Raw genomic sequence first — 13,613 nt, forward strand, 5'->3', positions numbered from 1 at the left:
CCGGACCGTCAACCCGGGCCCGGCAACAAGAAAGTGTTCATCAGGGAGACACACGCATGACACTTCACAAGACGCTTCTGGCCTCAACCTGCCTGTCGCTTGCGGCAGGGGCGGTCGCAGCGCAGGACATGGCGAACGAAATGACGATCGTCAGCTGGGGCGGGGCCTACCAGAACAGCCAGCTCAAGGCCTATGCAGAGCCCTACATGGAGGCCAACCCCGAGGTTTCGATCACCTGGGACGAGATCCTCGAACGAGGCCGTGGCCAAGCTGCGCGCGCAGTCCGAGGCCGGCAATATCACCTGGGATCTGGTCGACGCAGAGGGCCCCGACAGCCAGCGCCTGTGCGACGAGGGCCTGGCGATGGAGATCGACTTCGAAGAGATGCTGGCCCCCGGCGACGGCGGCGAGGGTGTCGAGGACGATTTCGGCCCGACCCTGATCAACGACTGCTTCATCCCGCAGATCGTCTTCTCGACCACCTTCGGCTATCGCACCGACGTGGCAGAGTGGAACGGCGAGACGCCGGGCGACCTTTGCGCGCTCTTCGACCTGGACACCTTCCCGGGCAAGCGAAGCCTGGAAAAGCGCCCCAAGAAGAACCTCGAATGGGCGCTGCTGTGTGACGGTGTCGCGCAGGAAGACCTGTACGACGTGCTTGACGAGGACGGCGGCGTGGACCGCGCGCTTGCCAAGCTCGACACCATCAAGGACCAGGTCGTCTGGTGGTCGGCGGGCGCCGACACGCCGCAGCTTCTGGCCGATGGCGAGGTCGTGATGGGCTCGACCTACAACGGTCGCCTGTTTTCTGTCATTGTCGAACAGGACCAGCCCGTCGCGATGCTGTGGGACTGGCAGGTCTTCGATTTCGACGGCTGGGTGATCCCCGCCGGTCTGCCGGAAGACCGCCTTGCGCGGGTGCTGGACTTCGTGAAGTTCGCCACCGACACCCAGCGCCTTGCGGATCAGGCCAAGTACATCAGCTATGGCCCGGCGCGTGCATCCTCGCAGCCGCTGGTCTCGACCCATGCCGACCTTGGCATCGAGATGGCGCCGCATATGCCGACGAACCCGGAAAACCAGAAGAACTTTCTGGTGAACAACATCGAATGGTGGGCTGACAACCAGGACGACGTGGAAGCGAAATTCCAGTCGTGGCTGGTCAAGTAAGACCCATTGCGCATGCGGACAGGGCGGGTTCCCCCCGCCCTGTGCCCTTTCCTCCGAAAGGGCGGGCAAACGAGACCCGTAACCCGGCCTCCGCGCAGATATCGGGAAAACAAGGGAGACAAGAATGAAACTGACAACGACTTTGCTGACAACCTCGGCCCTGACCCTCGCTGCCGCATCCGCGCAGGCGCAGGAGATGTCCAACGAGATGACGCTGGTCAGCTGGGGCGGGGCCTACCAGTCCTCGCAGCAGAACGCCTATGTGGAACCCTACCTCGAGATGCACCCCGAGGTGAGCGTCGCCTGGGACGAAAGCTCGAACGAGGCGGTGGCCAAGCTGCGCGCGATGAACGAGGCGGGCAATGTGACCTGGGATCTGGTGGACGTGGTGGCCTCTGACGCCATCCGCCTCTGCGACGAGGGTCTGGCAATGGAATACGACCCGGACGAGCTGCTTGCCGATGGCGACGACGGTTCCAAGGCGTCGGACGATTTCGGCGACCTGATCGTGTCGGACTGCTATATCCCGCAGATCGTCTATTCGACCACCTTCGGCTATCGCACCGACATGGTCCCCGAGGGCGCCGAGGCGCCGAATGACATCTGCGACGTCTTCGACCTGGAAACCTACCCGGGCAAGCGCGCGCTGGAAAAGCGCCCGATCAACAACATGGAATGGGCGCTGCTCTGCGATGGCGTGGCCAAGGAGGACGTCTACGACGTGCTCGAGACCGAAGAGGGCCAGGACCGGGCGCTTGCCAAGCTGGGCACCATCAAGGACCAGACGATCTGGTGGTCCGCCGGCGCCGACACGCCGCAGCTGCTGGCCGATGGCGAGATCTTCATGGGCTCGACCTACAACGGCCGCCTGTTCAGCGTGATCGAAGAGCAGGACCAGCCGGTCGCGATGATGTGGGACGCGCAGGTCTTCGACCTTGACGGCTGGATCATCCCCGCCGGTCTGCCCGAAGAGCGCCTGGCCCGCGTGAAGGACTTCCTGCGCTTCGCCACCGACACCCAGCGTCTTGCCGATCAGGCCAAGTACATCAGCTACGGCCCGGCGCGTGCGTCTTCGGCCCCGCTGGTCGGCCAGCACGCAGAGCTTGGCATCGACATGGCGCCGCACATGCCGACCGACCCGGCCAACGCCGAGAACACGTTCCTGTACAACTACGAGTTCTGGGCCGACTACCGCGACGACATCGACGCGAAGTTCCGAGCCTGGCTGGCGCAGTAAGATCTTGGGGGGCGGGGCACTGGTGGCCCCGCCCTTTCACGAAGGAGTGCCCGGAAAGGGCCACGCGAAATCAGCGCCCGATCCGGGGCGCAGGGGACAACAGGGGACGGACGGAATGCCCAAGGGCTACATTATCGGCCATATCACGGTGAAGGATCCGGAGGCGTACAAGGAGTATGTCGAGAAGGACACGCCGATCCTGCAGTCGCTCGGCGCGCGCTTCATTGTCCGGGGCGGACAGAGCACGGTCATGGAAGGCTCTGTTCATGACCGCCACGTCGTCATCGAGTTTTCCAGCTATGCAGAGGCGCTCGCCGCCTACAACGACCCCGACTACCAGGCGGTCGCAGAGATCCGCCGCGCATCGGCGGAGAGCACAATCCTAGTCGTCGAGGGGGCCGAATGACTGACGCCAGCACAGATCCCGACAAGGTCGGGGGGCCGACCCCCGACAACGCCCTGCGCGCCGCCGATGCGGTCGAGCAGCGCGGCAAGCGTGGCGAGATGCTCGCCGCCGACGGCACGCCGCTGAAGCGCTCTCTGGCCCGCGCGCTGCGCCGCCAGAAGATCCGCGCGCTGCTGCTGATCGCGCCCCTGCTGTTGTTCGTGCTGGTCACCTTCATCGCGCCGATCGTCGACATGCTGTTCCGCTCGGTCGAGAACCAGATCGTCTCCGACACGCTGCCGCGCACCACCGCGGCCCTGCAGGACTGGGACGACACGACGGGCGAGCTGCCCGGCGACGCGGTCTGGGATGCAGCCTACAAGGACATCTTCTACGCCGCCGAGCGCAAGCTGCACACGCGCCTCGGCACCCGCCTGAACTACGAGTTAACCGGCGTCTCGTCGCTGTTCCGCAAGTCGGGCAGGGGCCTCGACGATATCGGCGAGGTCTATCAGGACCAGTTCGAGGATCTCGACGCGGCCTGGGACGAGGCGATGCCATGGGCCGAGCTGCTGGGCGATCCGGAATGGATCGGTGCGCAGGCGGAATGGGACGCCACGGATCAGGGCGACCGGGGCCAGATGCCGGGCTTCGTGCTGCGCGAGGGCGTCGAGGACCTGCTGCCCGAGACGGCGGCCAGCTACCGCGAATTCGCGCTTTATACGCAGGTCGAGGAAGGCGACAGCCCGCTTCAGGAAGAGCCCTGGTCCATCGTCCACGCGATGCTTTACCAGGATCTGTCCTCCGGCGCCGATGTGGGCTCTTACACCGGGCCGCGCGCCGAGATGCTTCAGGCCGCCGCCCAGCTGGTGGCCAGCCCCGACTTCGAGACGGTCGACGTGCGCGCGCAATTCGCCGAGATCGACGAGGACTGGCACGACGTCGAGGTCTGGCAGACCATCAAGATGTATTCGCCCAAATACACCTCGGGCTATTTCCTGAACTCGGTGGATGCGCAGAAGACGCCCGACGGCGTGCGGCTGCGCGACGAGGACGAACGCATCTACGGCCTGCTGTTCAAGCGGACCATGTTCATGTCGCTGGTGATCACCTTCAGCTGCATCATGCTGTCCTACCCGGTGGCCTTCCTGCTGGCGAACCTGCCGGCGCGGACGGCGAACCTGCTGATGATCCTCGTGCTGCTGCCGTTCTGGACCTCGCTTCTGGTGCGGACGAGCGCCTGGAAGGTCATGCTGCAACAGCAGGGCGTCATCAACGACGTGCTGGTCTGGCTGGGGCTGGTGGGCGATGCCGACCGGCTGGTGATGATCAACAACCAGTTCGGCACCATCGTGGCGATGACCCACATCCTGCTGCCCTTCATGATCCTGCCGATGTATTCGGTCATGGCGACCATTCCGCCTTACTACGTGCGGGCCGCCAAGTCGCTGGGCGCGACCAACTGGACGGCCTTCTGGCGGGTCTATTTCCCGCAGTCGGTGCCGGGCATCGGGGCGGGGTCGATCCTCGTCTTCATCCTCGCCATCGGCTATTACATCACGCCCGAGATCGTCGGCGGCACGACCGGCACCTTCATCTCGAACCGGATCGCCTACCACATCTCGTCCTCGCTCAACTGGGGCCTCGCGGTCGCGCTGGGGACGATCCTGCTGGCGGTGGTGCTGATCCTCTACTGGGCCTACGACAAGATCGTCGGCATCGACAACGTCAAGCTGGGGGGCTGATCCATGGCTGTTGAAACCCAAGCCCGCAAGATGCCGATCTCTTTCGCGGCGCCCACCGTGGGCGCGGCGGGGGCCTTTGCCGGGATCTTCGTCGGCGCCGCGAACGGATCCTCCCTGCTGGGGATCCTGATCGGGTTCATCCTGGCCGCGGCACTGGCATTCGTCGTGCTGGAGGTCGTCCCGAAAGAGCAGGAGCGCCCGGTGAAATGGGGCCTGGTCGCTCTGTTCGCCCTGGCGGGCTACCTGCTGGGGGGCATCCCCGGGGCGGTCATGGGCGCGCTCTTCGGCTGGTTCTTAGGCTGGTTCGCCTATTGGGTCGGCTACGGGCGCTACCGCGTGCCGCTGCCGCCCTACCTGACCAGCGGGCAGGTGCTGTGGCACTACAGCTTCCGCACCATCTGCGGGGCGATCTTCGTCTTCCTGATCACGCCGATCCTTGTCGTGATGCCGCTGTCCTTCAACGCCGAGAACTTCTTTACCTTCACGCCCGAGATGCTGCGCTTCGACCCCGAGGGCTACTCGCTGCGCCACTACCGCGAGTTCTTCAACTCGTCCGAATGGCAGCAGGCGCTGAAGAACTCGCTGATCATCGCGCCCTTCGCGACGATCCTCTCGGTCAGCTTCGGCACCCTTGCCGCCATCGGCCTGTCGTCGGAACATGTGCCCTTCCGGCGCGCGATCATGGCGATCCTGATCTCTCCGATGATCGTGCCGCTGATCATCTCGGCGGCGGGGATGTATTTCTTTTACTCGCGCATCGGCTTGCAGGGCACGCTTTTCGGGGTGGTGCTGGCGCATGCGGCCCTGGGCATTCCCTTCGTCATCATCACCGTGACCGCAACGCTGGTCGGCTTCGACCGTTCGCTGACGCGGGCGGCGGCGAACATGGGCGCGGACCCGGTGCGGACCTTCTTCAAGGTACAGATGCCGCTGATCCTGCCCGGCGTGATCTCGGGCGGGCTGTTCGCCTTCATCACCTCCTTCGACGAGGTGGTGGTGGTGATCTTCGTGGGCTCGGCCCGGCAGCAGACCCTGCCATGGCAGATGTTCACCGGCCTGCGCGAGCAGATCAGCCCGACCATCCTTGCGGTGGCGACGATCCTGGTGGGCATCTCGATCCTGCTGCTGACCACGGTCGAAATCCTGCGCCGCCGGTCCGAGCGCCTGCGCGGCATGTCGCCGGGTTAGAGACAAATCGAAAGCAGTTTCAGGGGCCGCGCGGAGGGATCCGGCGCGGCCCTTTCCGTTTTTGAAAGGGATCTGCGGCAGGCTCTGTCCGGAGCGGTGTGGAGTAGCCCATGTCTGAACACGATCCCCAGTTCCTCTCCGAGGTCTGCGCCTCCGAGGCCACCTTCCAATTGCAGGAGCTGTTTTATTCGCGGACCGACGAGCGGGGCGTGATACAGGCCGGGAACACCGTCTTCCAGCGCGTGGCGGGGCTGGACTGGGATGCGCTGATCGGCGCGCCGCACAGGGTGATCCGCCATCCCGACATGCCTCGGGGTGTGTTCCAGCTGCTTTGGGACCGCATCCGCGCGGGCAAGCCGACCGGGGCCTATGTGAAGAACCGGCGCACCTGCGGGCGGTACTACTGGGTCTTCGCCCTGGTCGCGCCCTTCGAGGGGGGCTATATCTCGACCCGGATCAAGCCGACCTCTGCCCTGTTCCCGACAATCAGCGACTGTTACGCCGACCTGCTGCGCCGCGAGGCCGAGGGCATGACCCCGGCGGACAGCGCCGGGGCGCTGCGCGCCATGGTGACGGGGATGGGCTTTGCCAGCTATCACGCCTTTCAGGCCCATGCGCTGGCAACCGAGCTGGAAGCCCGCGCCCGCCAGCTGGCGCGCCCGATGGACCCCCTGCAACGCCGCTTTCTGGAAATGTCGAAGGCCATCGACGAGGTGCAGCGCGAAATCCTCGAGATGAAAGAGGCGTTCAAGGCGATCCGCACGGTGCCCCTGAACATGCGCCTGATCGCGTCACGGCTGGAAAACGCGGGCGGTCCGATCAGCGCGATCTCGGTGAACTACAGCCAGATGCTGGAAGAGATGTCGACCTGGGTCACGACATTCGCCGAGGGCGAAAGCTGCGTCTTTGCCCGTATCCGCGATGCCATCCTGAACGGTCAGTTCCTTGGCTTCGCCACGGCGGTCGAAGCCGAGATGCTGGCCGTCTTCCGGGACGAGAAGACCCGCCTGGCCGGGATCTACCCGGCCTCCGTGAAGATCGACGACGAGATCGCCGAGGTCGCGCGGCACCGTGCGCAGTTCCTGTGGCAGACGGCGGACTCGCTGCGCGAGGTCGAGCAGGAGGCGAAGCGTTTCGCGCGGTCGGTGCTGGACATGAAACGCTATGTGACGGGGCTGAGTTCGACCCGGATGATGTGCAAGATCGAGAGCGCGACGCTGGCCGAGTCCGGAACGGCGCTGAGCGGCATCGTCGAACAGCTGGACAGCTGTCAGAACGAGATCGAAAGCCGGCTGGCGCGGGTGGTCGAGCTGAACTCGATCGTGCAGAACAACACGGCGATGCTGCGGTCCCTGCTCTGACGGGGCGCCTTGCGGCGCGCAGGTCGGTTCGCGCTGGGGCCGCGCGGGCCTTCAAGGGGCGCTGCCCCTTGAAAATCCCCGGGATATTTTCGGACAGAAGAAGGGCGGGGCCGATGGGGCGCCGCCCTTGTTGTGCTTAGCTGCGGACGAGCTTTTCGTAGCTTTCCGAGATGTCGCGGGTCAGCGCGCCGACCTCGAAGGTGTAATCGCCGATCTGGCCCACCGGGGTAACCTCGGCGGCGGTGCCGGTCAGCCAGCACTGTTCGAAGCCTTCCATCTCGGCGGGTTCGATGTGACGCTCGTGCACCGTGATCTGCTTGTCCTGAAGCATGCCGATGACGGTCTGACGGGTCAGGCCGTTGAGGAAGCAGTCGGGCTTGGGCGTGTGCACTTCGCCGTCCTTGACGAAGAAGATATTGGCGCCGGTCGCCTCGGCCACGAAGCCGCGGTAGTCCATGAACAGCGCGTCCGAGCAGCCCTTGGCCTCTGCCGCGTGCTTCGAGGTGGTGCAGATCATGTAGAGCCCGGCGGCCTTGGCATGGACCGGGATGGTCTCGGGCGAGGGGCGCTTCCACTTCGAGATGTCGAGCTTGGCGCCCTTCATCTTGGCGTCGCCGTAGTAGTTGCCCCAGCCCCATGCGGCGATCGCCAGCCGGACCGGGTTGCGCGCCGAGGAAACGCCCATGTCCATGCCCGCGCCGCGCCATGCCACCGCGCGCACATAGGCGTCGGTGAAGCCGTTGGCGTCCAGCACGGCCTGCTTGGCGGCCTCGATCTCGTCGACGGAATAGGGGATCTCGAAGTCGAGGCACCTGGCCGAGAAATGCAGCCGTTCCGAGTGCTTGCGCGACAGGAAGATCTTGCCGTTATAGGCCCGTTCGCCTTCGAAGACCGAAGAGGCGTAGTGCAGGCCATGGGTCAATACGTGAACCTGCGCGGCCCGCCAGTCTACCAGCTGGCCATCCAGCCAGATCTTGCCGTCGCGGTCGTCATATGCGCCTTCTGCCATCTTCGATCTCCTTTGGCTCACGCGGTTCCGATTTGCATTTGTTGCGCCCGGTCCGGGTGGATCGGGCATAAAGTTGCGTCAAATCTGAGGTTCGCTAACAGTCGGTGCTTGGAATGTCAACAAGGCTGACGTAAGCTGCCCGGAAAACCGGCAAGGCGACGACGGAGGCAGCGTGGCAGAGACACGACGCATTCAGGGCGAGACGCTTCTTTATCTCACCGACGAGCAACTGCGGCAGGGGGCGGAGGCGATGTTCTTTGCCTATCGCGGCTTCACCGCCGATCCGGACCGCATTCTGGACGAGCTCAGCTATGGCCGCGCCCATCACCGGGCGCTGCATTTCATCCACTCGGCGCCCGGAACGACTGTCAACAACCTGCTGGCCATTCTCGGCGTCACCAAGCAGTCGCTGAACCGGGTGCTGCGGACGCTCATCGGCGACGGGCTGGTGGAAAGCCGGGTCGAGCCGCATCGACAAGCGCGAGCGCCACCTGCAGCTGACCGCCGAGGGCGAGGCGCTGGAGCGGGAGTTGGCCGAGGCCCAGCGGGTGCGGATGCGCAGGGCCTTCCGCGAGGCGGGGCCCGAGGCCGTCGCGGGCTTCCGCCGGGTTCTGGAAGAGATGATGGACCCGGAGATGAGAGGCCAGTATCACGCGCTCAGGGAGGGCCGGGAATGAGCGAGTTTGACGCGCATCTGCTGATCGTTGACGACGATGAGCGTATTCGGGGACTGTTGCAGAAGTTCCTGATCCGGCACGGATTCCTTGTCAGCGCGGCGCGCGATGCGGCGCATGCGCGGCGGCTGCTGGCGGGGCTGGATTTCGATCTGGTGGTGCTGGACGTGATGATGCCGGGCGAGGACGGGATCAGCCTGACCCGGGCGATCCGCGAGAGCTCGACCATGCCGATCCTGCTGCTGACCGCACGGTCCGAGACCGAGGACCGGATCGCCGGACTGGAGGCCGGGGCGGACGACTACCTGTCGAAGCCCTTCGAGCCCAAGGAGCTGCTTTTGCGGATCAACGCGATCCTGCGCCGCGTGCCCGAGGCGCCGGTGGTGGAGGTGGCGCCGAAGCTTTTGACGCTGGGGCCGATCCGCTACGACATCGAGCGCGGCGAGATGTGGCAGGGCGAGGAACTGGTGCGCCTGACCGCGACCGAAAGCCAGCTGATGCGGATCTTCTCGGCCCGGCCGGGCGAGGCGCTGAGCCGGTCGAAGCTGGTCGAGGAGCTGGGCCGCGACAAGGGGCAGGCGCAGGAGCGCGCGGTGGACGTGCAGATCACCCGGCTGCGGCGCAAGCTGGAAAGCGACCCCAAGCAGCCGCGCTACCTGCAGACGGTGCGCGGCGCGGGCTACATGCTGGCGCCGGACTGAGAGTGCCCGGCCTCGGGCGGGGCGCCCCCTGCGGGCGGGGCGCAGAGGTATTTGGACCAAGAAGAAACACGAAGGGGGTTCCATGGTCACGGCTCTGATCACCCATGCGGACGGGCTGGAGCATGTCACGCCGGAGGGGCATCCCGAGCGGGTGGCGCGGCTGGAGCATGTGCTGCATGCGCTGGAGGGGCTGGACCTGCGCCGCGTGACGGCGCGCGAGGCGCGTGACGCGGATCTGCTGCGGGTGCATCCGCAGCGCTATCTCGACCGGCTGGCGGCAGCGGTGCCCGATAGCGGTCTGCATCAGCTGGATTCCGATACATGGATGTCTCCGGGAAGCCTGCGGGCGGCGCGGCTGGCGGCGGGCGCGGCGGTGCAGGCGGTGGACCTGGTGCTGGAGGGCGCGGTCGCGAACGCCTTCTGCGCCACCCGGCCCCCGGCCACCATGCCGAGACCGAGACGCCCATGGGCTTCTGCCTGTTCGGCACCGCGGCGCTGGCGGCGAAACATGCGCTGGATGCGCATGGGCTGGGGCGCGTGGCGGTGCTGGATTTCGACGTGCATCACGGCAACGGCACGCAGGATCTGCTGTGGGACGAGGCGCGGGCGCTGTTCATCGGGTCGCATCAGATGCCGCTCTGGCCCGGGACCGGTCGTGCCGAGGAGCGTGGCGCCCATGATACCGTGCTGAACCTGCCGCTGGCGCCCGAAAGCGGCGGCGCCGAGATGCGTGCCGCACTGGGGCCCGCCCTGTCGCGGCTGCGTGCCTGGCGCCCCGAGTTGATTGTCGTCTCGGCGGGATTCGACGCGCATCAGGACGATCCGCTGGCCAGTCTGAACTGGTCGCTCGAGGATTTCCGCTGGATCACGCGGGCGATCTGCGATGTCGCCGCGGATGTCTGCGGCGGGCGGGTGGTCTCGACTTTGGAGGGCGGGTATGATCTGGCTGCCCTGTCCGCCTCGGCGCGGGCACATGTCGAGATACTGATGGAGGCCGCCGCATGAGCGAGACAGACCGGGACGCCGATGTGGCGGAGATGAGCTTTGAGCAGGCCATGGGTGAGCTTGAGCGCGTGGTTGGCCAGCTGGAACGCGGCGACGTGGCGCTGGAGGAATCGATCCGCCTCTACGAGCGCGGCGCGCGGCTGAAGCAGCGCTGCGACCAGAAGCTGAGCGAGGCCGAGGAGAAGGTCGCGGCCATCACGCTGGACGGCGAGGGCAACCCCAAGGGCACGCAAGCGGTCGAGGGGCTCTAGGTGGTCGGCAGCTACGCGCCCCTGCCGGAGTTCCTGGTGGGGCGGCTGGAAGAGTTGCAGGCCCGCGAGGCCTCTTTCGACGAGGCCCTGCAGCTGGACGCGGATCTTGCGCATGCCCATGTCGCCATGGCGCTGCACGAGACCGAATCCGAGGTGGCGCGCGCCATGCTATACGCAGTGCAGGGCGGCAAGGGGCTGCGCGCCTTCCTGGTGATCGAGAGCGCGCTGCTGTTCGGCATCGCGCGCACCCATGCCGCGCCTGCCGCCGCCGCCATCGAGGCGCTGCACAGCTACAGCCTTGTGCATGATGACCTGCCCTGCATGGACGACGACGACCTGCGGCGCGGCAAGCCCACGGTCCACCGCCAGTGGGACGAGACCATCGCGGTGCTGGCCGGGGACGGCTTGCAGGCGCTGGCCTTCGAGCTGGTCCTGCAGACCGTCTGTCCCGCCGAGAGGCGCATCCATCTGGCCCGCAGCCTTGCCGATGCGGCCGGGGTCCGGGGCATGGTCGGCGGCCAGATGCGCGACATCGCCGCCGAAAGCAGCGACAGGGCGCTGTCTCTGGCCGAGATCACGGCGCTTCAGGCGGGCAAGACCGGCGCGCTGATTTCCTGGGCGGCCTCGGCGGGGGCCTGCATGGCGGGTCAGGACCAGGGCGCGCTGCGGCACTACGGCGACCGGCTTGGCACGGCCTTCCAGATTGCCGATGACGTGCTGGACGTGGAAGGCGATGTTCAGGCGGTCGGCAAGGCGGTGGGCAAGGATGCCGGGCGCGGCAAGGCGACCTTCGTCTCGCACCTCGGTGTGGACGGGGCGAAACGCCGCGCCTCGGATCTTGTGGCAGAAGCCTGCGACGCCCTATCTGTTTACGGAGAAAAGGCCGAGACCTTGCGACAGGCTGCGCGCTTCGTTATCTCGCGCCGGAACTGATCCGCGGAGGACCCATGTCCGACAGACCCTCGACGCCGCTTCTGGACCGGGTTCGAAACCCGTCCGACCTGTCGCAATTCAGCGATGCAGAGCTGGAGCGTCTGGCCGGCGAATTGCGGGCCGAGACGATCTCTGCCGTGTCCGAGACCGGCGGCCATCTGGGCGCCGGCCTCGGCGTGGTCGAGCTGACGGTGGCGCTGCACGCGGTCTTCGACGCGCCGCGCGACAAGATCATCTGGGACGTCAGCCACCAGTGTTACCCGCACAAGATTCTCACCGGGCGCCGCGACAGGATGTCGACCCTGCGCCAGAAGGACGGGCTGTCGGGCTTCACCAAGCGGTCCGAATCGCCCTACGATCCCTTCGGCGCGGCGCATTCCTCGACCTCGATCTCTGCCGCGTTGGGGTTCGCCGTGGCGCGCGATCTGGGCGGCGCCTGCGACACCGGCCATGGCGATGCCATCGCGGTGATCGGCGACGGCGCCATGAGCGCGGGCATGGCCTTTGAGGCGCTGAACAACGCGGGCCATCTGGGCAAGCGGCTGATCGTGATCCTCAACGACAACGAGATGTCCATCGCGCCGCCCACCGGGGCGCTGTCGTCCTACCTCTCGCGGCTCTATGCCGAGGCGCCGTTTCAGGACCTGAAGGCCGCCGTGAAGGGCGCCGCCAGCTTCCTGCCGCCGCCCTTCCGCGAGGGCGCCAAGCGCGCCAAGGAGATGCTGAAGGGCATGGCCGTGGGCGGCACGCTCTTCGAGGAACTGGGCTTTTCCTACCTCGGGCCGCTGAACGGGCACGACCTGCACCAGCTTCTGCCGGTGCTGCGCACGGTGCGCCAGCGCGCGACCGGGCCGATCCTGATCCATTGCATCACCAAGAAGGGCAAGGGCTACGACCCGGCCGAACATGCGCCCGACAAGGGCCATGCACGCGGCAAGTTCGACGTGGTCACCGGCCAGCAGAAGAAGGCGAAGTCCAACGCGCCCGCCTATACCGGGGTCTTCGCCGAGGCGCTGATGCAGCAGGCCGCCGAGGACAGCGGCATCTGCGCCGTGACTGCGGCCATGCCGGACGGCACCGGGCTCGACCTCTTTGCCGAACGCTACCCCTCGCGCTGCTTCGACGTGGGCATCGCGGAACAGCACGGGGTGACCTTCGCCGCCGGTCTGGCGGCGGGCGGCATGCGGCCCTTCTGCGCGATGTATTCGACCTTCCTGCAGCGCGGCTACGATCAGGTGGTGCATGACGTGGCGATCCAGCGCCTGCCGGTGCGCTTCGCCATCGACCGCGCCGGGCTGGTCGGTGCCGACGGCGCCACGCATGCGGGATCCTTCGACGTGGCCTTTCTGGCCAACCTGCCGGGCTTCGTGGTCATGGCCGCCGCCGACGAGGCGGAGCTGAAGCACATGGTGGCCACCGCCGCCGCCCATGACGAGGGCCCCATCGCCTTCCGCTATCCGCGTGGCGAGGGGCGCGGCGTCGAGATGCCCGAGCGTGGCGAAGTGCTCGAGATCGGCAAGGGCCGGATGATCCGCCAGGGCAAGGGCGTGGCGATCCTCAGCTTCGGCACCCGGCTGGGCGAGGTGCTGACAGCCTGCGAGGCGCTGGAGGCGCGCGGCATATCCCCGACGGTGGCCGATGCGCGCTTTGCCAAGCCGCTGGATCGCGAGCTGATCCTGCGCCTCGCGCGCGACCACGACGCATTAATCACCATCGAAGAGGGCGCCGTCGGCGGCTTCGGCAGCCATGTCGCGCAGCTTCTGGCCGACGAGGGGGTCTTCGACCGCGGGCTGAAGTACCGCTCGATGGTGCTGCCCGACATCTTCATCGACCAGGCCTCTCCGGCGGATATGTACGCGGTGGCCGGGATGAATGCGAAGGATATCGAGGCCGGGGTGCTCTCGGTCCTCGGCGTCGAGGTCATGGACAAGCGCGCCTGACCCAGGCGCCCGCC

General features: G+C 66.6%; 10 protein-coding genes and 3 pseudogenes. 12 read left to right on the top strand and 1 reads right to left on the bottom strand.

The window, feature by feature from the left end; translation table 11 throughout:
• Positions 1-56 precede the first annotated feature (56 nt).
• From ABFB10_RS12790 to ABFB10_RS12815, 6 genes and pseudogenes are all read left to right on the top strand, one after another.
• A pseudogene (locus tag ABFB10_RS12790) lies at positions 57-1,170 on the top strand (extracellular solute-binding protein).
• 124 nt (positions 1,171-1,294) lie between these two features.
• Positions 1,295-2,407 carry an extracellular solute-binding protein gene (locus ABFB10_RS12795; protein WP_347166809.1) on the top strand — a complete coding sequence of 371 codons (1,113 nt, stop codon included), beginning with the start codon at positions 1,295-1,297 and terminating at the stop codon, positions 2,405-2,407.
• Between the two features lie 115 nt (positions 2,408-2,522).
• Complete coding sequence (locus tag ABFB10_RS12800; protein WP_347166810.1) at positions 2,523-2,813, top strand: DUF1330 domain-containing protein; 291 nt, start codon at positions 2,523-2,525, stop codon at positions 2,811-2,813.
• Positions 2,810-4,537 carry an ABC transporter permease gene (locus ABFB10_RS12805; RefSeq protein ID WP_347166811.1) on the top strand — a complete coding sequence of 576 codons (1,728 nt, stop codon included), beginning with the start codon at positions 2,810-2,812 and terminating at the stop codon, positions 4,535-4,537. Before ABFB10_RS12800 ends, ABFB10_RS12805 begins: the two co-directional genes overlap by 4 nt.
• 3 nt (positions 4,538-4,540) lie before the next feature.
• Entirely contained in the window at positions 4,541-5,725 is a 1,185-nt protein-coding gene (locus ABFB10_RS12810; RefSeq protein ID WP_347166812.1) for an ABC transporter permease, read from the top strand.
• A 110-nt stretch (positions 5,726-5,835) separates the two neighbouring features.
• A complete protein-coding gene (locus tag ABFB10_RS12815; RefSeq protein ID WP_347166813.1) occupies positions 5,836-7,086 on the top strand; it encodes a PAS domain-containing protein in 1,251 nt (416 codons plus the stop codon).
• A 136-nt stretch (positions 7,087-7,222) separates the two neighbouring features.
• On the opposite strand, the gene ABFB10_RS12820 is transcribed toward ABFB10_RS12815, so the two are convergent.
• The gene (locus tag ABFB10_RS12820) at positions 7,223-8,095 is read right to left on the bottom strand and encodes a branched-chain amino acid aminotransferase (RefSeq protein WP_347166814.1); all 873 of its coding nucleotides are present in this window, start codon (positions 8,093-8,095) and stop codon (positions 7,223-7,225) included.
• 172 nt (positions 8,096-8,267) lie between these two features.
• On the opposite strand from ABFB10_RS12820, the pseudogene ABFB10_RS12825 reads away from it, so the two are divergent.
• The 6 genes and pseudogenes from ABFB10_RS12825 to dxs all read left to right on the top strand — a co-directional run bounded on the left by ABFB10_RS12825 (position 8,268) and on the right by dxs (position 13,599).
• Positions 8,268-8,772 (top strand): annotated as a pseudogene (locus ABFB10_RS12825) (MarR family winged helix-turn-helix transcriptional regulator).
• Positions 8,769-9,470: a response regulator gene (locus ABFB10_RS12830; RefSeq protein WP_347166815.1), complete on the top strand. Its 702-nt coding sequence runs from the start codon at positions 8,769-8,771 to the stop codon at positions 9,468-9,470. Before ABFB10_RS12825 ends, ABFB10_RS12830 begins: the two are co-directional and overlap by 4 nt.
• 82 nt (positions 9,471-9,552) lie before the next feature.
• Positions 9,553-10,475, top strand: a pseudogene (locus ABFB10_RS12835) (histone deacetylase family protein).
• Entirely contained in the window at positions 10,472-10,726 is a 255-nt protein-coding gene (locus tag ABFB10_RS12840) for an exodeoxyribonuclease VII small subunit (RefSeq protein WP_206566085.1), read from the top strand. The pseudogene ABFB10_RS12835 and the gene ABFB10_RS12840 overlap by 4 nt, the downstream one beginning before the upstream one ends.
• Positions 10,727-10,852: 126 nt before the next feature.
• On the top strand, positions 10,853-11,659 hold the full coding sequence (locus tag ABFB10_RS12845; RefSeq protein WP_347168011.1) for a polyprenyl synthetase family protein: 807 nt from the start codon (positions 10,853-10,855) through the stop codon (positions 11,657-11,659).
• Between the two features lie 14 nt (positions 11,660-11,673).
• Complete coding sequence (gene dxs / locus ABFB10_RS12850) at positions 11,674-13,599, top strand: 1-deoxy-D-xylulose-5-phosphate synthase (RefSeq protein ID WP_347166816.1); 1,926 nt, start codon at positions 11,674-11,676, stop codon at positions 13,597-13,599.
• The last annotated feature ends 14 nt before the right edge of the window (positions 13,600-13,613 follow it).

It is taken from the genome of Ponticoccus litoralis (assembly GCF_039769985.1).
In the GTDB taxonomy this organism is placed as follows: Bacteria; Pseudomonadota; Alphaproteobacteria; order Rhodobacterales; family Rhodobacteraceae; genus Ponticoccus; species Ponticoccus litoralis.